This is a genomic window from Wylensekiella montiformis (genome assembly GCF_009697385.1).
Taxonomy (GTDB): domain Bacteria; phylum Bacillota; class Negativicutes; order Selenomonadales; family Selenomonadaceae; genus Selenomonas_A; species Selenomonas_A montiformis.
In genome coordinates this window covers 75,806-97,188 of sequence record NZ_VUNL01000001.1, presented here as the reverse complement: position 1 = coordinate 97,188, position 21,383 = coordinate 75,806, and the positions used below count along the sequence as shown (strand labels likewise).

Here is a 21,383-nt window from a genome sequence, read left to right as displayed (position 1 = left end):
TCAGCTTACGGCTGGACAGTACAAGAGGTGGATGAAACGGATGCAGGTATACTGCTCGACCAATTGCTGGTGACCGCTTTGGTCAGAGATAAGGGGTGTCAGAAATTTATTGAGGATGTGATGTAATGGCCAAGGGGCAGAAAATAGACGAACTGTATATTTCACTGGGCTTGGACATTGCCCGTCTGCAGCTGGATTTCGACACGGCAGGAAGAACGGTCAGCCAGACCATGGCACGGCTTAACAGTGAGAGCAAACAGCTCACATTGAAAACGGACATCGACCTCACCAAGCTGGAAGGAGCCGGCAAGGAACTCGACCAACTGAAAATCAAGTACCAGGCTATCAATCAGCAGTTGGACATTCAGCGACAGAAGGAACAAATCCTTGCAACTGTGGTAAAAGATGCTCACAAGACCAGTGGCGAGGATAGCGGTCTTACCCGGCAGGCCGAAACCAATCTCCTGAAACAGCAGAAAGCCATCGCCCAGATGGAAGCTGAAATGCGCAGGTTGAATATACAGATTAAGGCAGCAGGAGGTAATGCCACTACATTTGGTCAGCGGATGTCAGCCAGTATTGGGCAGGCCAAGGCAGGGCTGGGTAGTCTTTCCAGCGGTTTTAATCTGCTCAGTGCCAAGATGGCAGCAGTACTTGCCATTGCTACTACGGGAGCTGGGCTGTTCAATATTACCCAAAGTGCCATGGAAAGTGGCGAAAGTCTCTATAAACTCACCCAAAGACTGCATACATCAAGTGCCGAAGCGGCAAAGCTGAACCGTGTATTTGCTATGGTGGGGGTGAATGTCCAATCCATCACGCCACTAATGGCAAGGCTGGACAAACAGATACTCTCGGCAGGTGAGAATGGCAACTCGACTACGCAGGCATTGACCAGATTTGGCGTATCGCTGACGGATGGCAGTGGTGCTTTGAAGTCTATGAGCGATCAGCTGGGGGAACTTGCCAGGGGCTATCGTACGGCGGCAGATGCTGGCGAAGAAGAAGCCTATGTGGCCGAAGTGCTGGGCGCAAGAGGAGCAGGGCTTGTTCCTGTCCTTGAGCAGTACACCGAACTGATGGAAATCTCCTCCCATATCAAGACCACGGGACTTTTAGACCCAGAACAGGCACATAAGACCTACCTTAAGTGGAAGGAAATGGAGATGGAGACAGGTCAGCTGAAAACCGCCTTCGGTGCAGCCCTGCTTCCAGTAGCTGAAGAATTGATGCCGGATATCATTGAAGGCTTCAAGGGGCTTATTGATTCCATCCGTACCAACAAGGACGATATCAAGGAACTGGCGGTTACAGTCGGTGAGTTTGCCAAGACTTCCATGGATTTGTTGGGGGGCGTGGCAGACGCCTTAGAGTCCATCGGCATCAATGCCAAAACCACGCAGGAGGCACTCAGCAATGTTGGAACCTATGCTCGTCATGGCGGTGTAGGCACAACGGTACAGGGAGCATTGCTGGGGGCTGGCGTGGGTTTTATGGTCGGCGGACCGGTTGGTGCCGGCATTGGCGCAGGTGTGGGTGCGCTGGGTACCTATGAACTTGCCACGCACACCGACAAGTTCAAGGAATGGCAAGCCGAGGATGAAGCTCTCAAGGAAGAAAAGAAAGCTGCCCGTGAAGCCGAAGAAGCCATCCGCAAGAACAGTGAAGCCAAAAGGGAAAATGCCCGCGCCTCAAGACAGGCTGCACTTGCGGCAGAGAAAATGAGTCAGGCTAATGCTGAACTGAAGGATGCCATGGCAAATCTTAGCCGTAGCGACCTGGAAAAATCACTGGCGGGTATCAACAAGGAAATAGAGAAGTTTCAGCAGGCAGGAGCAAGTCAAACGCTCATTGACGAATACAAAGTCGCCAAACAGGCTCAGATTTATGAAGACTTTCAGCACAATGTCGTAGATAAGACGCAGGAAATCTATCGCTCGGATTTAGCCAATCAGCTGGCCAATATAGACCGTGAAGCCGAAGCCTATCGGAAGAAGGGCTTGGACGAGGTCAGTGCAACTCAGTGGGCTGCAGCCAGCAAGGCAAAAGTTCGTCAGCAGTTTGAAAATGAAGTGGCTTCCCGTATAGATTCCATCTGGCAGGACAGTCTCCGCAACAGGCTGGATGAAATCGAGCGGGAGAAAAAGGCCTGGCAACAAAAAGGCGTAGATGAGGTCAAGGCAACTCAGTGGGCAGAAAAAGCCAAGGCCGATGCCAAACGGGATGCCGCTCTGGAAACCTTGCGCTCACAGAAAGAAGAACTTGAGGCATTCCGGCAGGGTGGCAAGATTGGGCTGTTAAAGAAACTTCGTGAAGAAGCCGGGCTGACCGCAGAAGATTTACGTTTTACACCGGCAGAACTGGAAAAATTTCAGGCGGCAAGAAAAGAAGCAGCAGATAATCTTCTGCCACAGTTTGCTGTCAATCCTCACTGGGAGCAGGATGTAGGACGGCAGGATATGGCAGACACTCTGGCACAAATTCGCGCCAGCTTTCAGGGAACACCAGAACAACTGGCAATGCTTGATGGTATCAGCATAACCGCTGAAAGTGCGGACCGGCTGGCAGGTGCCATCAGCGACAATATGGCAGGGGCAATGGAACGGTTCAATCAGCCCCAAACCATGGGGGAAGGAAATCAAACCATCAACCATGCACCAACTGTAAATGTCTCGGTGAACATCGACACTGCTGTAACTCAGGACAGCGAAAGCATGAGCCGTCTTGCTGATCAGGTGGCAGATAGAATAACGCCTGCTGTGGAGCAGGCATTGGGGAGTGGTGAACTTGCATATTGAGATTGACGGACATCGCTCGTTATCTGTGGAGGGCTGGAAAGTCCTGCCGGATGATCGCCAACAGACAATGGAAGTCCTCGGTGGCACGGTGGTGCAGGACTTTGGTCATCTGGAGAGCGGTGACAAGTACAGCTGTACGGCAGACTTTATGCTATCAGACTGGCAGGCAATAAAGAAGTTATGGAATGACCGCACCCTCGTAAGTGTCAAGGATGAGGCAGGCATTATCCATACGAAGCTGCGTGTGGTGGTGAAGGGCTACAGCTATGTCAGCCACTTCCCACGCTGCTATAAAGTGAATCTGGAATTTTGGAGGGTTTAACAAATGGCAAATCAGTTGCATATCTATACGAACAATCCCACGGCAGGAAAGACAGACGGTACGGAGGCTTCAAGTGGTACGGGACTTATTCCCATATCCGTTACTCTCGATGCCAGCAAGGCAGAATCGGCGGCGGTGAAATGTGCTGTTCGCTGTGATGATGGCTATAAGATTGATGGTGGGGTGACGGTCAGCTTGAAAGGCACGAGTTCAGCCAAGTGGAAATTGGCAAAAGACGGTGATTTTGTCGATAGTAAAGCGGCTTTAGATGGTGCAATCTGGCAGGATAAAATCGTCCTTGCGGATGTAGCGGATGACAATGTTATCTTCTGGGCAAAGGGCATGAGTTCGGAGGACGAGCCTCCGCAGAAGGATACCAGCGTCAGCATCGAGGCTGTGGGGAAGGTTGTGGTGGCATAAGGGGGGAGACTGATGAGATACATGAATCCGGGCTATGTATCCTGGTTGGAGAGAAATACTGCATTGGCTGTACAGGAAGAAACGGGCAATCCTTATGCCAAGGCTTCTTTTTATGTAACGAAGGAAAAGACATGCGTTTACCGTCTGAATCTGGAGAAGGAACTGTACATCAAAGCCTCGCTTTGGCTTTACAGTACTTCAAGCACCTACACGAGCTGCTATATCGGTGCAGGGACAGGATATTTTTCAGGGGTGGTTTTCAACAAACGTGATTCTGACAAATGGAAGGCCGGGTATGCTAACAGTGCTTGGAACATAGGCTGCAATGTAGTCAGGGAGGCTGAAGTAAAAGACAACGCTCTCAACGAAATCCTGCTCCACTTTGATGGAGAAAAAATTGAAGCCTTTGTCAATGGCACCTGCGTCCTTGATAGAAGTTGGACGAACAAAGACATAGATTTGGTCATCTTTTCAGACGAAGGTAAGGGACATTGGTCGAATTTGATTATATCTGACGAGCCGATAGACATCCGTGAACACGTTATCGAACTTCCTGTAACGTTGGCAGATGTGACCATGGCAGAACAGGAGGACGGCGGATACTCGTCAAACAAGGCAGGGCAGATTTTGCAGTATGTTCTGGATGCGGAAACGCTTATAAAGAAATATGGTGAGGATTCACTGGTTACGGGTATCGGCTTTCAGGCAGAAAAGGCATATAGGAATGGTGATTTGCTGACCAGACTCGAAGAATATCTGCAAGCAGAAGATGGCACGGAGCAGAATATTGGCAGCATGTCACTGCCTACAACTGACGGCCAGGTCATTTTGGGGTTGTCGGCAGAGGATATTACGTTGGCAGATATGGCAGATAAAAAGCTGGGGTACAGGTCATCATGAGCATTGAAATAAAAGGTTTGCATCCTGTTGCCACAGCCATAATTGCAGGCAGCATAGCGTTTAAGCCACAGAAAATACTTGTCGGTATTATACAGCCAGAACACATAGTTACTGCCACGGCAGATACGGAAAGGAAACTGGCTGCTGAGGATAAAGCACAAGCTGACGGCAAGCGAAATGTCATCAGAAATAATTGTGTCATGGCAGACACAATGCGCTGGGAATGCAGCTATGAAACGGCTGTTGCTGAAATGTGCCGCTGTCTTGGTGTATCGGTTCATGGAGTAGCGGATTCATCAAGAGAGATGGTGTGTACCAATGAGGTGATGGCAGATACCTGTCGGCAGGTCACTTCTGCTCTGCAGGGAGCAAGTGTCAATACGCTTCGTGAAATCTATGCTGATGAGCAGATTGTGGCGGGGGCTGTTCGGATTCTGTCAAGGGAGAATTCTCTGGCGGCAGATGTAGTGCGAAATTTGCAGGCAACACAGGCAGGAATGGCAAAAGCTGCGCGGTATGTTTCCAAGACTGAATCTGCCACGCAAAACTTCACAAGACAGGTGGTAAAGTCTGAAACGGCCATTGCCACGACCGAGCGCATAGTAAATTCGCCGTTACAGGCAGCAACCGCAGATACAGCAAGGCGGGTTGCTTTCATATCCAAAGCAGAAGCCATGACCGAGCGCGATTTGTCCAAATGGGAAGTTGCCCATGGAGATACAGTTTCAATCTTGCCGTACCATTTTGCCATAGATGCCAATAAGGGTACTGGTGGCGATGGTATAGACGATATTCCGCAACAGAATATTTCCGGTATCCAGTCGGTAACGCTCGCTCTCAACGAACGGACACTTGCTGATACCTTCCAAATGATGACGGCAAGTCCGTTGGATATTGAAGCGGCTGTGCAGGGCAGAATTTTGGACTTTGCCTGCGATTTTCAGGTTGAGGAAACCAGCCAGCAGGGCATCTTGCAGACAGTAAAAGGGATGTACCCCTTAGACCGTCTGCTCTATATGCCCATCAATATTGAGGTAGTGGAGGCTAACTGCTCCTACTATGCCCGCAAAATCGCTGATGCCTTGGGACTGTCACTGGATTTACGGATTGAAGATTTCACTCCCTCGCAGGATTACAGTTTGTCGGGCATGACCTATCAGGACTTCATCTCATCACTCTTTTCCTGGACGAGCAGATTACCACAAAGACAGATTAATGTGTTCATTCGTGGCGGAATGCTGCATATTATTCAGCGTGGCCATGAGGATCAGGTGACAGACATTACAGCATGGCCACACACGATGCCGACCATTAACCGCAAACTCATCCGTTCGGTTTGGGACAGCGCCACCACGGAAAGCTGGGACAGAGCAAGGAGCGATAAGGATTATGAGCCGCAGCCCTTCACTGGCACCATCGGCATTGAGGGAATTACCCGTCACTATCTTAACGGGCTACTTACGGAGGAAGAAACAAATGGCAGCATTACAGAATATTCCTATGATGATCAGTACCTTACGGAAAAGCGGACGCATAACCCGGACGGCTCTACGGTGCAGACCACATATACATACGCCAAGACGGCTAATGACATTTACCTTTTCAAAGAAACGGAGAAAACCACGGACGCAACACAAAAAGAGGGTGAAACGTCCCATGACCGCAACGATTGGACGGACTGGCTCAACGAGAATTTCTCCACGAGGATAACCTACCATGCGCCAATCGGCTACGGCTGGTATTCCACAACGGTGTATGAAGATGGAGAGTTTCAGGGAAGTTCCATCTCGCAGGGCAAGCCCGGAGGCAAATCCAGTCAGTTTACCATCAACGAGTGGAACCGGAGTCTGGGGAGCGACTATGATTTTGATGATGACGAAGATGACAAATTCAAGGGACAGGCGCTTTTCGATACGGAATTTCCCGTGACAGGAGATGATTTCCTACGGGAGCTTACCCATGAGATTGAGTGGCTGAACCGTAAGCGGCAGGAAGAAGTCAGTCTGGATATCGTAAGCCCGGTAATAAAAGGGCATGCAACGATACGGCATATTCTGGATTTTACGGAACGCATCAGGCTGGACGATAAGGAGTATTTTCTGGTGAGCAATCAGGTGAAGCTCACAACCAGAAGTCTGCGACAGAGCATTAGACTGGTGAGGTGGTACGGATGAACGGGGTAGATGGTCTGGCAAGAGCAGTCAGAAGAGTGGCCAATTCCCATAAAGGCATGGGGCAGGCGCAGAGGGGCATTATCCAAGGAGATAAAGTGTGCATCGGTAACCGAGCCTATCCCTTTACGGCGGCAGTGGAATGTCATACGGAAACGGGGAGTGCCGTTTGGGTGCAGCTGACGAAAACTGGTCGCGCTGTTATCGTAGGAGCGTGATGAAATGCAGCGGGCAATAGTAACAGCGGTGAACGGCAGCCGCATTTGCGCCAATGGTAGGTGGCTGACAGCAATAGGCAACAAATCATTTCATCCCGGTGATGTTGTCTGGACAGACGGCAGATGTATCTATGGTAACAGTTTTGAGGCTGGGGGGGCTGCTCCTATTATCAGCCCTAGTGAGTCCTATGTACCGCTTCTAATGTGGGACGGCACAAGAGCGGTTTATCATAAGGGAAAGATAACAAAGTATGCGAAAGGACAGCAACATACGCTGATGGCGAGCCGTGGGAGTTCATTTACATTTGCCGATGGCAAGATTCTGGATTTGCATTTGGATGAGCAAGGTAATCAATATGCATTACAAGGGGGTGAATATAGGTATCATGACATTGGCGATGGCGAGAGCTTCGAAGACCAGCTCGGTCAGCCTGGCGTTGCAATAAATGGGCAGATGGAATATTCCATAGACCTGAGTGGTTACAGCAACTTTTGCTATGATTACGCTTACGAGGAGGCAACCGTCATTGAAACGCCTCTTTCAGGTGTAGACGATGTAATAAACAAGGTATATTTGAACTCGTGTACTTTAGTCAACGGCTGGTATGAATCAGAAGATTCCTATTGCTATCTATTGGACTGTTATGCGAAAGGATTTCATATTGATGCTATAAATTACCGGGGAGAAGGAGAAGCTGACTGGGGATTCTTTATTGACTTTGATTCTTACCTGTGGGTGATGGTGACCCCCAAGAGCATTCAGCCGTTGTGGGCAATGACGATAAGGGAGGTTGATGAGGACAATGAAATCCATATCGAGCGTTCCAGATACCGGATTTATGCAGGCATTTTTACATTGCCACTCCCGGACGGATATTACATCGAAGGTACTAAGGCGGTGCCGGAGAATATAGACGCACAATCTTATTGGCAGGATAAGTTTTTAGGTAAGCTGTATTCACCGCAAAAGACTCTGATTTGTGAGTCGCATTTTTTTATGAATAAGCCGATAAGGCTGGGGCGAGTAAAAAATGGGGTGTGGTTGATGACATCAGGTGAGGAGCTTTATCTCTTGAAGGGGGGCAAGCAGAAGCTGTTATCAGGCGATGTGCGTAACAGCCGTTTACATCCTATGAAAAATAAAGCGAAATGGATAAAGGGGGATTGACCATGGATGTATTTTTAGATGTTAGATGCTGGGCAGCAGGAGCTGGTGCTGCCTTGGGGGAGTATCTCGGCAGTTTTGACAGTCTGCTCTATGCATTGGTGGCTTTTATCGTGACTGATTATGTCACGGGGGTGCTTTGTGCCATAGTGGAGAAACGGCTGTCAAGTTCCGTGGGGTTCAATGGCATCTGTCAGAAGGTCTTCATCATGGCCTTGGTTGGCGTGGCCAACGTGCTGGATGTCCATATGGTTGGTGGAGGCTGTGTCATGCGCACGGCTGTAATATTCTTCTACTGTGCCAATGAGGGCATCTCCATAGTGGAGAATGCAGCTCGGATTGGTCTGCCGGTGCCAGAAAAGCTGACGGAAGTTATGAAGCAGTTGAAGAACAAGTGAATATTGAAATGAAGCATGCCCGGTGGGAGAAGTCCTGCCGGGCTATTTTTGTGGGGTTGATTTTTTCGCCTTAATATAGGGGCTGAAGTGTTTGCTGAAAATCGTGGCTTCTGTCCTTCCAAGGGTAAGAAACAGATTTTTCGGCAAAATGCCACATTCTTCTCTTTTAGAAAGTAGGAGAGGATGGTGACCAGAATCAGGCATTTTGTCCTCTTAGTATTGAGGGAGGTCGAAGTTTATGACAGATAAAGAAAAAGAAGAAATAGCCCATCTCCGTAGGAGCGGCATGGGCTATGGCAAGATAGCAGAGTTTATGTCATTGTCCATCAGCACGGTCAAATCCTACTGCATCAGAAATAAGCTGACGGCAGGTGGCGGTCAGATGGTCTGCTTAGAGTGTGGTAAGCCTATTATACAGCCACCAGAGCAGAAGGGGAAAAAATTCTGCTCCGATGCCTGCCGCATCAAATGGTGGAACCACCATACCTGGCTGATGAAGGCCAACAATGTCTGTGCTCACTGTGGTAAGCCCTTCCACGGCAGGAAGGACAGAAAGTACTGCTCCCATGCCTGCTATATCGCAGAAAGGTTTGGTGAAGCTCATGTCTCATGAATTGGTGATGAAGGAAGCAAAGTATCAGTCTGCCATGCGTATGTTCCGGGAGATGCTGGAAACGGGCATCATTACAAGGGAGAATTATGCTGAGGCAGAACGGCTTATGCGGGAAAAATATAAGCCAGTCGTTGGTACATTGTTCTCGGACATGGCGTTGACTTAATGCTGCCGTAGAGTGATATATAGTAGGGAAAGGAGGGCACGGCCATGAAGAAGATAGAGCGGATAGAGCCACAAATTCCGCAGATTAAGCGAAAGAAGCGTGTAGCGGCCTATGCCCGTGTTTCAGCCGAATCAGACAGACTGGATCACTCGTTGTCAGCACAGGTAAGTTACTACAGCCATTTGATACAGAAAAATCCGGAGTGGGAATATGCCGGAGTTTATGCCGATAGCTTCATATCGGGCACCAGCATCGAAAAGCGCTCTGAGTTTCAACAGATGATAGCAGACTGTGAGGCAGGGAAGATAAACCTCATCCTTACTAAGTCCATAAGCCGTTTTGCACGCAACACGGTTGACCTGTTATCAACGGTACGGCACCTCAAAGTCATCGGCGTGGAAGTAAGATTCGAGAAAGAGAATATCAGCTCCACAAGCTCATCCGGCGAAATCATGTTGTCTATTTTGGCAAGTTTTGCTCAAGAGGAGAGCATCAACATTTCCAACAATGTGAAATGGGGCGTAAGAAAGCGTTTCGAGCAGGGAATTCCGCACGGACACTTCCAGGTTTATGGCTACCGCTGGGAAGGTAATCAATTGGTTATTGTTCCTGATGAAGCTGCTGTGGTAAAACGAATTTTTCAAAATTTCCTTGACGGTAAATCAAGATGGGAAACAAAAAAGGAATTTGCTGCTGAAGGAATTACCACTAGAGCGGGTAATAAATGGGTAGATTACACCATCAAGCAGGTGCTTACGAATATAATCTACACAGGCACTTTGATGATGCAAAAATATTATGCCGAAAATCCTTTGAGTCATAAACTGGTGAAAAATGCTGGGGAACTGCCAAAGTACATTGTTGATAATCATCATGAAGCTATTATAGACAAAGAAACATTTTGCTATGTTCAGCAGGAAATGGCTCGCCGTAAGGCACTGGGGCCTTTAGCCAATAAGAGCATAAATAAATCCTGCTTTACGACGAAAATAAAATGTCCCGTATGTGGATGTAATTACGAACGTCATACACGTAAGGAAGGTAAGAGCAGAGCCTATTGGGTGTGCGGCTCTATACATAAGAAGGGGATAAAATGTTCGGTTGGTGGAAGCATAAATCATGAAGGGTTAAAAAGGGTCTGTGCAAAAGTCCTTGGCTTGGATGAATTTGACGAAAAAACATTTACAGAAAGAGTAGAAATGCTAATGGTTCCCAGTAGAAATATTATCGAGTTCCATATGAAAGACGGCTCGATAATAACAGAAAGTTGTCCGAATACAGGGCGAAAAGATCGTTGGACAGATGAGGAACGGGCGAGGTTTTCCGAGTGGCGAAAGAATCATCCTGAAGGTAAAGGAGCAACAATATTTACGGGGAAAATCAAATGTATAAAATGTGGTTGCAACTTTAAGAAACGTACAAGGCCTAGCCAATTGTTACCTGAAGGAAAGGCATTATATTGGTGCTGTAGCGAAAAAACGAAATGTGACACCATAGGACTGCGGGAAGATTTGCTGAAGCCGTTTATAGCAGAAGTCCTTAGCATACCGGAATTTGATGAGTTGATATTTAAACAGGAAATTGAGCGGATTGAAGTGATTTCAGCTACTGAGTTGGCCTTTGTGTTTTATAACGGTAAACGGATAGAACGCACGTGGAAGATTCCTAAAAGGGTTGGTAAGCCTTGGACTGATGAGCAGAGGGCTAAGATTATGGCGTCCTGCAAAACCAGGTATACGCCAGAAGTTCGAAAACGTATGGGCGAAAGCATTAGAAGAGCCTATGCAAGGAAGAGGGCAGAGAAATGGCAAAAACAGTAACAACCATTCCGGCGACCATAAGTAAATTCACCGCAGCTCCGATAGATAGCAAGGCTAAGCGGAAGGTGGCGGGTTATGCTCGTGTCAGCACTGACCACGAAGATCAGGTATCCAGCTACGCCGCCCAGGTAGACTACTACACCAGGTATATCAAGGAGCGGGAAGACTGGGAATTTGCGGGAATGTATACGGATGAAGGTGTAACCGGGACTTCTACCAGAAAGCGTGAGGGCTTTACCAAAATGATAAAAGATGCCCTTGATGGAAAAATTCAGCTTATCATCACAAAATCAGTAAGTCGCTTTGCCAGAAATACGGTAGATTGCCTCACAACCATAAGGAAACTGAAGGCCAGCGGGGTTGAGGTGTATTTCGAGAAAGAGGGCATCTGGACATTGGATTCGGCTGGCGAACTACTCCTAACCGTGCTCTCGTCAATCAGTCAAGAGGAGGCCAGAAGCATATCGGAGAACACCACATGGGGGCATCGGAAACGGTTCGCCGATGGCAAGGTCAGCATCCCATTCAAAAGGTTTCTGGGATATGACCGAGGGGAAGATGGCAATCTAGTTATAAACCCCAAGCAGGCCGAGGTGGTAAAGCTCATCTACAAGCTGTTTCTTACAGGTTTATCCTATCTCGCCATATGCAGAGAATTGATGAATCGAGGGATTAAGTCTCCAACGGGGAAGGATAAATGGCATGCGAGTTCCGTGCAAAGTATCCTTACCAATGAGAAGATGAAGGGAGATGCTTTGCTCCAGAAGCAATTTACGGTAGATTTTCTTACCAAGAAGCATAAAAAGAATGAGGGGGAAGTTCCACAGTACTATGTGACAGGCAATCATGAGGCCATCATTCCGCCAGCTACCTTTGAATTGGTGCAGGCTGAGATTGAGCGGCGTAGGGCTGGCAAGCGTTACAGCGGTGTGACCATATTCTCACACCGGATTAAGTGCGGGGAATGCGGTCACTGGTACGGCTCCAAGGTATGGCACAGTAACGACAAGTACCGGCGGGTGGTCTACCAGTGCAATCATAAGTTTGCAGGTGCAAAGAAATGCTCTACGCCCCATCTGGTGGAAGATGAGATAAAGACGGTCTTCATCAAAGCTGTGAGCAAGTTGCTGAAGGGGAAGGCGGATATGCTGGAAAACATCCGGCTGGTGCAGGAAAAGATATGCACTACGGAGGCGCTGGAGGTCGAGCGCAAACGGCTCATGGGTGAGCTGCAGGTGCTCTCGGATATGGTGCAGAACTGCATCAATGAAAATGCCCGCATAGCCCAAAATCAGACTGATTACCAACAACGCTACAACGAACTGGTCAGTCGGTATGATGCCACAAAAGCTAGGTATGATGAGGTGGAAAAGTTCATCAAGGCGCGAAGGCTCAAGGCTGAAAGGCTGGACAACTTTGCTAAAGCAATCAAAGCACAGGATTCGGTGGTGACGGAATTTGATGAAGGCTTGTGGGGGACGTTGGTAGATTTCATGACGGTGTATGGCAAGGATGACATTGGCGTTACCTTCAAGGACGGGACGGAAATACGAATAAGCTAAGAATTGGCACGGGTTAAAAGCTCGTGCCTTTTTCTTTTGCAGTTTAGAAATTTTTTTCGGAAGAGGTACTTGACTTGAAGTTCACTCAAGGGTATAGACTTACAGACATCAGCTGAACGAAAGATGTTTATCAGATAAAGTAAGGAGCAATTTCATGTATTTAGAGAAAATCAATAGTCCTCAGGATATCAAAGGTTTTTCGGCAGAGCAGCGTAAGGTGCTAGCACAGGAAATGCGGGATGCCATGCTGAAAAGAGCAAGCATCCACGGTGGTCACTTCGGTCCGGATTTTGGTGTCGTAGAATTGACTATCGCTCTCCATTCTGCCTTCCATAGTCCTAGAGATAAGTTTGTCTTTGATATTTCCCATCAGGCATATCCCCACAAGATGCTGACAGGCCGCAAGGATGCTTATCTTTATGAAGATCATTATGATGATGTGTCTGGCTACACCAACCCCGATGAGAGTGAGCATGATATGTTCAATGTGGGGCATACTTCCACTTCCATCAGTCTGGCTACTGGTCTGGCCAAGGCTCGTGATCTGAAGGGTGACAAGGAAAACATCATCGCCATTATCGGTGACGGCTCCATGAGCGGCGGCGAGGCCTTGGAAGGGCTGGATACTGCGGGGGAAATGAAGTCCAATCTGATTATTGTGTTCAACGATAATGACCAGAGTATTGCCGAGGTCCACGGTGGCATGTATAAGGGCTTCAAGGAGCTGCGTGATACTAACGGTAAGTCGGAACGTAATCTGTTCAAAGCTATGGGCCTCGATTATCGGTTCGTGGCTGATGGAAATGATACGGAAGCACTAATTGCCGTCTTTGAAGAGGTTAAGGATATTGACCATCCGGTGGTGGTGCATATCGTCACCCAAAAAGGAAAAGGCTATAAATTTGCCGAAGAGAATAAGGAAGACTGGCATTGGCACATGCCCTTTGATATTGAAACGGGCGAAGTAACACAACCTTTGGTTGATCCCTATGCTGAGCAGACTGCAGAAACCTTCCTGCGGCTGGCCAAGGAGGATAAGAAATTTATCGCCATCTCGGCAGCAACTCCTGCCAGCATGGGACTTACTCAGGCGCGTCGTGAGGAATTGGGTGAGCATTATATCGATGTGGGCATTGCCGAGGAGCAGGCTGTGGCCATGGCTTCTGGCCTGGCTAAAAATGGTGCGCATCCTGTATTTGGCGACTATTCTTCCTTCTTCCAGCGCACCTATGATCAGCTGGCGCAGGACGTGTGCGTCAATAACAGTCCGGCCACTTTCCTGGTCTTCTGGGCCTCCATGTACGGTATGAATGATGTAACCCATCTGGGCTTCTATGACATACCTATGATGAGCAATATCCCCAATCTGGTCTATCTGGCCCCGACTTCCCCGGAGGAATATCAGGCCATGCTGGACTGGTCTGTTGCCCAGGAGAAGTATCCTGTGGCCATCCGTGTGCCCCATATGATGGTACCAAGCTCCAGCCGTCCTGTCCGTAAGGCTTATGACGAGCTGAACAAGTTTGAGATGGTACAGCAGGGCAGTCACGTTGCTATCCTTGGCCTGGGCAGCTTCTATAATTTGGCAGAGGAAACGGCAGCCAGATTGAAGGAGCAGGGGATTGAGGCTACAATTATCAATCCGCTCTTTATCAGTGGTGTGGATGAAGAAATGTTGAACAAGCTGAAGGAAAACCACGACATAGTAGTAACGCTGGAAGATGGTGTATTGGAAGGCGGCTTTGGCGAGAAGATTGCTCGCTTCTATGGAGCAGACAAGATGAAGGTTCTGAACTTCGGCCTGCCCAAGAAATTCTATGACCGTTATGACTACGGCAAACTGGCCCAGGAGCATCATCTGACCGCCGACCAGATTGCCGAAGATATCATGAAGGTACTATAAAAAGCAGACGTTAGGCCAGTATCGTCAAGCTTGGAAAATAGAGGCTTGACGATACTGGCAAACGGCTTGCAACCCCCCAGTGGTCATAGAACTAGATTTGCAACCCCTCAAACGGTGGCAAACAAGGGAAAAATGTGCTTGTATCAAGTTCATACTGATAATGGAGGCAACGATTGCCCTGCATACGGTGTTTGATTCGCCAAAGGATAAGTTTGTCTTTGATATTTCCCATCAGGCTTATCCACACAAGATGCTCACGGGCCGCAAAGATGCCTATCTTTATGAGGATCATTATGATGATGTGTCGGGCTATACCAATCCGGATGAAAGCGAGCATGATATGTTCAATGTGGGGCATACATCCACTTCCATCAGTCTGGCCACTGGTCTGGCTAAGGCTCGTGATCTGAAGGGGGACAAGGAAAACATCATCGCCATCATCGGCGATGGTTCCATGAGCGGCGGCGAAGCTTTGGAAGGCCTCGATACTGCTGGGGAGATGAAGTCCAATCTGATCATTGTGTTCAACGATAACGATCAGAGCATCGCTGAGGTACACGGCGGCATGTATAAGGGCTTCAAAGAACTGCGTGATACCAACGGTAAGTCGGAACGCAACCTGTTTAAAGCTATGGGGCTCGATTACCGGTTCGTGGCCGATGGCAATGACACAGAGGTGTTGATCGCCGCCTTGGAAGAGGTAAAGGACATTGACCATCCCGTGGTGCTGCATGTTGTCACCCAAAAGGGGAAAGGCTATAAGTTTGCCGAAGAAAACAAGGAAGCCTGGCACTGGCATATGCCGTTTGATATTGAAACCGGTGAAGTAAAACAGCCGCTGGTGGATCCTTATGCCGAGCAGACCGCAGAGACTTTTCTGCGTCTGGCCAGCGAGGATAAGAAGTTTATCGCCATCTCGGCAGCGACTCCATCCAGCATGGGACTTACGCAGGAACGCCGTGAGAAATTGGGGGAGCATTACATTGACGTGGGGATTGCCGAGGAGCAGGCGGTGGCCATGGCCTCTGGCTTGGCAAAAAATGGCGCGCATCCGGTCTTTGGGGATTATGCCTCTTTCTTCCAGCGCACGTATGATCAGCTGTCCCAGGATGTGTGCGTCAATAACAGTCCGGCTACCTTTCTGGTGTTCTGGGCATCCATGTATGGCATGAACGATGTGACCCATCTTGGCTTTTATGACATCCCTATGATGAGCAATATACCCAATCTGGTTTATCTGGCCCCCACTTCTCCGGAAGAATATCAGGCTATGCTGGACTGGTCGGTTGCTCAGGAAAAATATCCTGTGGCCATTCGCGTACCCCATATGATGGTGCCGGGCTCCAACCGTTCTGTTCGCAAGTCTTATGATGAGCTGAACAAATATGAGGTGGTACGGCAGGGCAGTCAGGTTGCTGTCCTTGGCCTTGGCAGTTTCTGCAATCTGGCGGAGAAAACGGCAGAAAAGCTCAAAGAGCAGGGCATTGAGGCTACGGTCATCAATCCGCTTTTCATCACGGGGCTGGATGAGAAATTGTTGCATCAGCTCAAAGAAAACCATGATATGGTGGTGACGCTGGAAGACGGCGTATTGGACGGCGGTTTTGGCGAAAAGATTGCCCGCTTCTATGGAGCAGACAAGATGAAGGTGCTGAATTTCGGTCTGCCCAAGAAATTCTATGACCGCTATGACTATGGCAAACTGGCCGAGGAGAACCATCTTACCGCCGGACAGATTGCCGAGGATATCATGAAGAATCTATGAGGATGAGGGAACTTTTCATTCGGCAAAAACGCAGGTTCAGAAATACTGAGAAAGGGGTTCGCCAGTTTAGGCGAACCCCTTTCTCAGTATTTCTTGCATTAAGAGCAGATTGACCCTTTGCCGTCTGTTTTCAGTGGAAGAGGATCATGATGATGCCGCCGACGGCTGGCATGGCGACGATGCAGACTTTCAGGAAGGGCAATGGTGCGAGATGCGTTCCCTTTGCACCGAACCAGGCGCCGAGCATGAGACCGAGCAGGGTCTGAACAAAAATCGGAAAGTCCAGACGTCCATTGAACAGATAGCCGAGTCCCCCGGCCGCTGAGATCGGCAGGATAATCATCATGCAGGTTCCGATGCTTTGAAGCAGCGGTACGCCGAAAATAACCATGAGGCAGAGCTGGATATACGCTGCGGCGCCGATGCCGAAAGCGCCGGAGAGAAAGCCGGTGATGATTCCTGTGATGATGCCGCGAATCCACAGGGGGCGGCCGGTAAGGAGCGTGGTGCGCACCGGAGTGTGCGCAGCCAGCCAGCGGTTTTTGTAAAGTTTGATGTAGAGGATCACGGCGCTGGAAAAGAGCATGATGCCGGTAATGGAACTTAGAAATCCGGACGGCATGAGATTGGAGACATTCGCGCCGATGAAAGCGCCGATGATCCCGCCGAGGCCGATCACTGCGCCGGTCCGGACGACCACTTCTTTCTGACGGAAATGGCTGATGGCGCCGGACAGCATGGTAAAGACCATGGAGGCCAGTGCTACGGCAAGCGCCGTATGGATGGGGACGCCAAAGCCGACCGTGAGCAGTGTGATCGTAACGCCGGCGCCGCCGGCGCCCACAAAGCCGATCAACGCACCGAGCAGAAGCATGGAAAGAAACAGCATGAGCAGCACAGCCTTTCTGACAGAAACAGGTAGAGGAGAAAAACAACAAAAAAGCCAGGAAAAAATCCTGGCCGCTTATCGATTTGGTGACACCTATGGGATTCGAACCCATGAACCCGGCGTGAGAGGCCGGTGTCTTAACCGCTTGACGAAGGTGCCGATTTGGTGACGCCTATGGGATTCGAACCCATGAACCCGGCGTGAGAGGCCGGTGTCTTAACCGCTTGACGAAGGCGCCGGATCTGGTGACACCTATGGGATTCGAACCCATGAACCCGGCGTGAGAGGCCGGTGTCTTAACCGCTTGACGAAGGTGCCACATGACTGACTTGTATTATTATATTACAGCGCTTCTAAATTTGCAAGACTTTTTTTGAGGCGCGTCAGCGAAGCTGGTTTTCCCAGCAGAGCGAGCAATTCGGTTGCACCGCCCGGTGTGATCTTCTGACCTGCCGCTCCGATGCGCAAAACCCACATGACAAGGCCTTTTTTCAGGTCGTTTTTTTCGATGAAGTCTTCCAGCATCGCATAAAGGCTGTCGTTATCCCATTTTTCTTCCGGCGTATCTTCGAGGAGGGCGATGAGAGTCGGAAGGAGCTCGGCGGCCTTTTCCGGCGTCACTTTATTCCGTTTGTTGCTGTACAGCTCGGCATCGAAGGCGGGCTGTTCGACAAGGAAGGCGATGGCTTCCGGAATCTCGCCGAAGCGCTGCAGCCTGGTTTTGAGCAGAGCAGCCAGCTGCGGCCAACTGCTTTCCAGATTGTCCGGCAGATCGCCGGCATAGCTTCTCGCTTCTGCCGCGAAGGTGTTATCGTCCATGGCTTTGAAGTATTCGCCGTTGATCCAGCCGAGCTTGTCGTAGTCGAAGACAGCTGGGGATTTGGACAGGCCTTCCAGACTGAAGTGATGGATGAGCTCCTCCATGGAAAAGATTTCCTGATTGGTGTTTTTGGGATTCCAGCCGAGCAGGGCAACGTAGTTGACAATGGCTTCCGGCAGATAGCCCATTTTGACCAGATCGTCAAAGGAGGTTGCGCCATGGCGTTTGGAGAGCTTGGAGACGGAACCGTCTTCGTTCTTTCCCATGACCGGTGCCAGATGGATAAAGACAGGAACTTCCCAGCCATACGCCTGATAGAGCAGGATGTATTTCGGGGTGGAAGTGATGAACTCAGCGCCGCGCATGATATGCGTGATGCCCATGAGATGATCGTCGATGACATTGGCGAAGTTGTAGGTAGGCATGCCGTCGCGTTTCAGCAAAACCTGATCCTCCAGCTCTTCGTTCGGGATGGTGATGTTTCCATGCAGAACGTCAAAAAAAGTCGTTGCGCCGTCAAGCGGCATCTTTTGACGAATGACGTACGGATCGCCGTTTTTGAGATGGGCATCGATGGTTTCCTGCGGCAGATTGCGGCAGGTCCGGTCGTAGCCGCCGAATTTTCCGGCAGAATGATCTTCCTCCGGGTCGCAGAAGCAGTAATAGGCATGGCCGCTTTTTACGAGTTCTTCGGCATATTTTTTATAAAGCGGAAGGCGCTGGCTCTGGATATACGGGCCGCAGCTGCCGCCGATATCCGGTCCTTCGTCGGGGACGATGCGGGCCAGCTTCAGCGTGCGGTTGATGAAATCTACCGCATCCGCGACGTAGCGGGTGCGGTCGGTATCCTCGATGCGCAGAATAAAATCACCCTGCTGCGCCTTGGCGTAGAGATATCCATAGAGCGCTGTGCGCAAATTGCCGATATGCATATATCCCGTCGGACTTGGCGCGAAACGTGTGCGTACTTTCTGATCTGTCAATGTATGCTCCTCCTGATTCATACGGATTATAACGTGTCGAATTTTCTTCTATGAGTATACTACATTCCCTTCTGCCGGGCAAATAAAACGGGCTGCCAACGCAGATTTGCTCTGCAGCAGCAGCCCCGGTTGTCCTCACCGTTTTAAAAACTGGTAGAGCGCACGGTACATGATCATCGAGCTTACGGCGCCGGGGTCTTCGATTCCGATGCTCCGCTCGCCGACGAGACTGGCGCGGCCCTTGCGGGCGATGATGGTCTTGGTATAATTGACCCCTTCGCCCGCAGCTTTTGATGCTTCCTGAAGAACCTCAAAAAGAGGTTTGTCCTCTGCGTGTTCCGGCAGGAAACAGTCGTGAATCGGGATGAGAACATCCAGCATGGTTTTATCGCCCTTTTCCGCACGGCCGCGCGCTTGTATCGCTTCGATTGCCGCGCGCAGCAGCTTTTCGATGCTGGCGACGTTCAGGCGCGTCTCTGCATCACAGGCTTCGCCTGCTTTGACAAAGCCGGCTCCGTATAATGGCCCCGCAGCTCCGCCGACATTGCGGATCAGGGCCTTGCCGACAGCCTGCAGAACAGGGCCGGGCTGGCTGGTATCGTCCATTTCTTCGACGGCTTCCTGAGCGGCACGGAATCCGCGGGCCATATTCAGGCCGTGGTCGCCGTCGCCCGTCTTTGCATCGAGCGAAGTCAGATAGTCTTTTCGGGCGATGACAGCCGCTGCAACGGCATCCAGAGCATCTTTGATTCTGGTCATGATGAAAACTCCTTCTATTATTATAAAGAGGTATTGCTGCGTAAAATAAAACGACAACGGGTATATGCAACCCGCATATACCTCATAATATTATAACATGCAGCGGATAAAGTACAAGTGTGAATAGACAGAAAGATGAAATAAGCGTTGCAGATTCGCGGAACTTCTGATCGGGATGGGAAGCACTATAAAAAATCGGGAAAAAGATTGCCTATTTTCGTCGAAAAAAGTATAATGACGATATGGGTTATAGAACCTATAAATGCTGAGTATAGAAAGGATCCGAAATGGAAATTAAGGATATGCGGGCATTTTATGCCATTGTCGAAGAAGGAAACATCAGTCATGCCGCACAGCGTCTGGATATCGCTCAGCCGGCTTTGTCCCGGCAAATGAAACGGCTGGAGACTTCGCTCGGCGTTCAGCTTTTTGAACGGGGGAGCAGACGTATCCGTCTGACTGACGCCGGACGCGTCATGTATTCCCGTGTGGAACATATCCTGGGAATGGTGGACGGCACAGTGCGGGAGATTACGGAGATTGGCTCCGGTGTGGCCGGATCTATCCGTCTGGGAACGATTACGACTTCCGGCGCCATGCTGCTGCCGGAGCTGATCTCGGAATTTCATTCCCGTTATCCGAATGTGACGTATCAGATTTGGGAGGCTGAGGGAGCGCGGATTCTTGAGCTGCTCGACAATCGCGTCATCGAGATCGGCATTACGCGTACGCAGGTGGATTCCAAGGTTTATGAGTCGATCGTCCTGCCGAATGAGCCGCTGGTTCTCATCATGAACAAGGAACAGGAGATTGGCGCCGATCAGGAGCAGGTGCGGATGGATGAGCTGCGGGATGTTCCGATCATTATTCCCCTGCGCTGGCAGTCGGTTTTTGTCGCCAATTGCCGAAAGCTCGGTTTTGAGCCGCATATCGTCTGCGTCAGCGACAGCATTGTCCAGGACCTGCTTCTGGCCAAGATGGGCATGGGGATGGCTTTGCTGCCGGTCTCTTCCAAGACTCTTTTGACGGATGGAAATCTGATTTACAAGAAGCTGGTCGAGCCGGAGATGAGTACGCATACCGTCATTGCATGGCTGAAAAACCGGACGCTGTCCTCGTCCAGTGCGCATCTTATCCGGCTGTTTCGCGAAATCTTTTTAAATGAACGGGGGGAAAACTGAGATGGACTTTCAGGAAATAAAAGTGGGGATGAAGGCTGTCGCCAGTGAGACAGTCACGGAGGCGAATACGGCAGTGACCATGGGAAGCGGCAGCCTGCCGGTCTATGCGACGCCGGCCATGATTTGCCTGATGGAAAAAGCAGCGGCCGGCCTTTTGGAACCGCTGCTTCCGGATGGCTGGACTACAGTGGGCATTGCCATGGATGTGCAGCATAAGGCACCTTCCCCGGAAGGGGCGGCGGTGCGGGCTGAAGCGGAGGTTACAGCCGTGGAGGGACGGAAGGTTACGTTTTCCGTCCGGGCCTGGGATGCGTGCGGCGAGATCGGCTGCGGGCGGCATGAACGGTTTGCCGTCAGGGAAGATTCCTTCATGGAGAAGGCGTCTTCCCGGCATTGAGACCATTTTCCCAATCATAAAGTTTCAATTAGAATTGGACGGCAGGGGTTTTCATTCCCTGCCGTTCGTTATATTATTATACTATATTGTATTGTATTGTGATATCGTATGCGCGTTTTTGCGTCGGTAAGAA

The 21,383-nt window shown here is 49.9% G+C and carries 19 protein-coding genes and 3 tRNA genes; 16 read left to right on the top strand and 6 right to left on the bottom strand.

Features of this window, described 5'->3' with window-relative positions; translation table 11 throughout:
- Positions 1–125 precede the first annotated feature (125 nt).
- The 14 genes from FYJ78_RS00505 (at position 126) to FYJ78_RS00445 (ending at position 16,221) form a co-directional block, all read left to right on the top strand.
- Positions 126–2,798 (top strand): coiled-coil domain-containing protein, encoded by a 2,673-nt coding sequence (locus FYJ78_RS00505; protein ID WP_154619450.1) that lies wholly within the window; start codon positions 126–128, stop codon positions 2,796–2,798.
- Positions 2,782–3,120, top strand: coding sequence for a phosphoribosylformylglycinamidine cyclo-ligase (locus FYJ78_RS00500; protein ID WP_328597594.1), 339 nt, complete (start codon positions 2,782–2,784; stop codon positions 3,118–3,120). The genes FYJ78_RS00505 and FYJ78_RS00500 overlap by 17 nt, the downstream gene beginning before the upstream one ends.
- Positions 3,121–3,123: 3 nt before the next feature.
- A complete protein-coding gene (locus FYJ78_RS00495; RefSeq protein ID WP_154619449.1) occupies positions 3,124–3,540 on the top strand; it encodes a hypothetical protein in 417 nt (138 codons plus the stop codon).
- A gap of 12 nt (positions 3,541–3,552) precedes the next feature.
- Positions 3,553–4,440 (top strand): hypothetical protein, encoded by an 888-nt coding sequence (locus FYJ78_RS00490; protein WP_154619448.1) that lies wholly within the window; start codon positions 3,553–3,555, stop codon positions 4,438–4,440.
- 200 nt (positions 4,441–4,640) lie between these two features.
- Positions 4,641–6,614, top strand: a complete 1,974-nt coding sequence (locus FYJ78_RS00485; RefSeq protein WP_154619447.1) for a hypothetical protein — start codon at positions 4,641–4,643, stop codon at positions 6,612–6,614.
- On the top strand, positions 6,611–6,829 hold the full coding sequence (locus tag FYJ78_RS00480) for a hypothetical protein (RefSeq protein WP_149189254.1): 219 nt from the start codon (positions 6,611–6,613) through the stop codon (positions 6,827–6,829). Before FYJ78_RS00485 ends, FYJ78_RS00480 begins: the two co-directional genes overlap by 4 nt.
- Positions 6,830–6,833: 4 nt before the next feature.
- A complete protein-coding gene (locus FYJ78_RS00475; RefSeq protein ID WP_154619446.1) occupies positions 6,834–7,997 on the top strand; it encodes a hypothetical protein in 1,164 nt (387 codons plus the stop codon).
- Between the two features lie 2 nt (positions 7,998–7,999).
- Complete coding sequence (locus FYJ78_RS00470; protein ID WP_154619445.1) at positions 8,000–8,392, top strand: phage holin family protein; 393 nt, start codon at positions 8,000–8,002, stop codon at positions 8,390–8,392.
- Between the two features lie 238 nt (positions 8,393–8,630).
- Positions 8,631–9,005, top strand: a complete 375-nt coding sequence (locus FYJ78_RS00465; RefSeq protein ID WP_154619444.1) for a helix-turn-helix transcriptional regulator — start codon at positions 8,631–8,633, stop codon at positions 9,003–9,005.
- A complete protein-coding gene (locus tag FYJ78_RS12710) occupies positions 8,995–9,171 on the top strand; it encodes an SHOCT domain-containing protein (protein WP_195847813.1) in 177 nt (58 codons plus the stop codon). Before FYJ78_RS00465 ends, FYJ78_RS12710 begins: the two co-directional genes overlap by 11 nt.
- A 44-nt stretch (positions 9,172–9,215) precedes the next feature.
- Positions 9,216–10,991: a recombinase family protein gene (locus tag FYJ78_RS00460; RefSeq protein WP_154619443.1), complete on the top strand. Its 1,776-nt coding sequence runs from the start codon at positions 9,216–9,218 to the stop codon at positions 10,989–10,991.
- Complete coding sequence (locus FYJ78_RS00455; protein WP_154619442.1) at positions 10,976–12,553, top strand: recombinase family protein; 1,578 nt, start codon at positions 10,976–10,978, stop codon at positions 12,551–12,553. The genes FYJ78_RS00460 and FYJ78_RS00455 overlap by 16 nt, the downstream gene beginning before the upstream one ends.
- A gap of 154 nt (positions 12,554–12,707) precedes the next feature.
- Positions 12,708–14,456, top strand: a complete 1,749-nt coding sequence (locus FYJ78_RS00450) for a 1-deoxy-D-xylulose-5-phosphate synthase (RefSeq protein ID WP_154619441.1) — start codon at positions 12,708–12,710, stop codon at positions 14,454–14,456.
- A gap of 160 nt (positions 14,457–14,616) precedes the next feature.
- Complete coding sequence (locus FYJ78_RS00445; protein ID WP_235899735.1) at positions 14,617–16,221, top strand: 1-deoxy-D-xylulose-5-phosphate synthase; 1,605 nt, start codon at positions 14,617–14,619, stop codon at positions 16,219–16,221.
- A gap of 130 nt (positions 16,222–16,351) precedes the next feature.
- Here the strand turns inward: FYJ78_RS00445 and FYJ78_RS00440 are convergent, their stop codons facing one another.
- The 6 genes from FYJ78_RS00440 to dhaL all read right to left on the bottom strand — a co-directional run bounded on the left by FYJ78_RS00440 (position 16,352) and on the right by dhaL (position 19,672).
- The gene (locus FYJ78_RS00440; RefSeq protein WP_154619440.1) at positions 16,352–17,110 is read right to left on the bottom strand and encodes a sulfite exporter TauE/SafE family protein; all 759 of its coding nucleotides are present in this window, start codon (positions 17,108–17,110) and stop codon (positions 16,352–16,354) included.
- Positions 17,111–17,194: 84 nt separating this feature from the next.
- Positions 17,195–17,269, bottom strand: a tRNA-Glu gene (locus FYJ78_RS00435).
- Between the two features lie 4 nt (positions 17,270–17,273).
- Positions 17,274–17,348: transfer RNA gene (locus FYJ78_RS00430), tRNA-Glu, on the bottom strand.
- A 5-nt stretch (positions 17,349–17,353) separates the two neighbouring features.
- A tRNA-Glu gene (locus tag FYJ78_RS00425) sits at positions 17,354–17,428 on the bottom strand.
- A 24-nt stretch (positions 17,429–17,452) separates the two neighbouring features.
- Positions 17,453–18,934 (bottom strand): glutamate--tRNA ligase, encoded by a 1,482-nt coding sequence (gene gltX, locus FYJ78_RS00420; RefSeq protein WP_154619439.1) that lies wholly within the window; start codon positions 18,932–18,934, stop codon positions 17,453–17,455.
- A gap of 114 nt (positions 18,935–19,048) precedes the next feature.
- The gene (dhaL, locus tag FYJ78_RS00415; protein ID WP_154619438.1) at positions 19,049–19,672 is read right to left on the bottom strand and encodes a dihydroxyacetone kinase subunit DhaL; all 624 of its coding nucleotides are present in this window, start codon (positions 19,670–19,672) and stop codon (positions 19,049–19,051) included.
- A 287-nt stretch (positions 19,673–19,959) separates the two neighbouring features.
- Between dhaL and FYJ78_RS00410 the strand changes: the two genes are divergently transcribed.
- Both FYJ78_RS00410 and FYJ78_RS00405 read left to right on the top strand, forming a co-directional pair.
- Positions 19,960–20,853, top strand: a complete 894-nt coding sequence (locus FYJ78_RS00410) for a LysR family transcriptional regulator (protein WP_154619437.1) — start codon at positions 19,960–19,962, stop codon at positions 20,851–20,853.
- A 1-nt stretch (position 20,854) separates the two neighbouring features.
- The gene (locus FYJ78_RS00405) at positions 20,855–21,250 is read left to right on the top strand and encodes a thioesterase family protein (protein WP_154619436.1); all 396 of its coding nucleotides are present in this window, start codon (positions 20,855–20,857) and stop codon (positions 21,248–21,250) included.
- Positions 21,251–21,383 lie beyond the last annotated feature (133 nt).

What these genes read in the sequence shown, in the direction of transcription:
- FYJ78_RS00455 (WP_154619442.1), top strand. Translation starts at nt 10,976, where the DNA reads ATGGCAAAAACAGTAACAACCATTCCGGCGACCATAAGTAAATTCACC.
- dhaL (WP_154619438.1), bottom strand. Translation starts at nt 19,672, where the DNA reads ATGACCAGAATCAAAGATGCTCTGGATGCCGTTGCAGCGGCTGTCATC.
- FYJ78_RS00465 (WP_154619444.1), top strand. Translation starts at nt 8,631, where the DNA reads ATGACAGATAAAGAAAAAGAAGAAATAGCCCATCTCCGTAGGAGCGGC.
- FYJ78_RS00410 (WP_154619437.1), top strand. Translation starts at nt 19,960, where the DNA reads ATGGAAATTAAGGATATGCGGGCATTTTATGCCATTGTCGAAGAAGGA.
- gltX (WP_154619439.1), bottom strand. Translation starts at nt 18,934, where the DNA reads ATGAATCAGGAGGAGCATACATTGACAGATCAGAAAGTACGCACACGT.
- FYJ78_RS00445 (WP_235899735.1), top strand. Translation starts at nt 14,617, where the DNA reads ATGGAGGCAACGATTGCCCTGCATACGGTGTTTGATTCGCCAAAGGAT.
- FYJ78_RS00450 (WP_154619441.1), top strand. Translation starts at nt 12,708, where the DNA reads ATGTATTTAGAGAAAATCAATAGTCCTCAGGATATCAAAGGTTTTTCG.
- FYJ78_RS12710 (WP_195847813.1), top strand. Translation starts at nt 8,995, where the DNA reads ATGTCTCATGAATTGGTGATGAAGGAAGCAAAGTATCAGTCTGCCATG.
- FYJ78_RS00495 (WP_154619449.1), top strand. Translation starts at nt 3,124, where the DNA reads ATGGCAAATCAGTTGCATATCTATACGAACAATCCCACGGCAGGAAAG.
- FYJ78_RS00460 (WP_154619443.1), top strand. Translation starts at nt 9,216, where the DNA reads ATGAAGAAGATAGAGCGGATAGAGCCACAAATTCCGCAGATTAAGCGA.
- FYJ78_RS00485 (WP_154619447.1), top strand. Translation starts at nt 4,641, where the DNA reads ATGGCAGACACAATGCGCTGGGAATGCAGCTATGAAACGGCTGTTGCT.
- FYJ78_RS00475 (WP_154619446.1), top strand. Translation starts at nt 6,834, where the DNA reads ATGCAGCGGGCAATAGTAACAGCGGTGAACGGCAGCCGCATTTGCGCC.
- FYJ78_RS00470 (WP_154619445.1), top strand. Translation starts at nt 8,000, where the DNA reads ATGGATGTATTTTTAGATGTTAGATGCTGGGCAGCAGGAGCTGGTGCT.
- FYJ78_RS00490 (WP_154619448.1), top strand. Translation starts at nt 3,553, where the DNA reads ATGAGATACATGAATCCGGGCTATGTATCCTGGTTGGAGAGAAATACT.
- FYJ78_RS00480 (WP_149189254.1), top strand. Translation starts at nt 6,611, where the DNA reads ATGAACGGGGTAGATGGTCTGGCAAGAGCAGTCAGAAGAGTGGCCAAT.
- FYJ78_RS00405 (WP_154619436.1), top strand. Translation starts at nt 20,855, where the DNA reads ATGGACTTTCAGGAAATAAAAGTGGGGATGAAGGCTGTCGCCAGTGAG.
- FYJ78_RS00440 (WP_154619440.1), bottom strand. Translation starts at nt 17,110, where the DNA reads ATGCTGTTTCTTTCCATGCTTCTGCTCGGTGCGTTGATCGGCTTTGTG.
- FYJ78_RS00505 (WP_154619450.1), top strand. Translation starts at nt 126, where the DNA reads ATGGCCAAGGGGCAGAAAATAGACGAACTGTATATTTCACTGGGCTTG.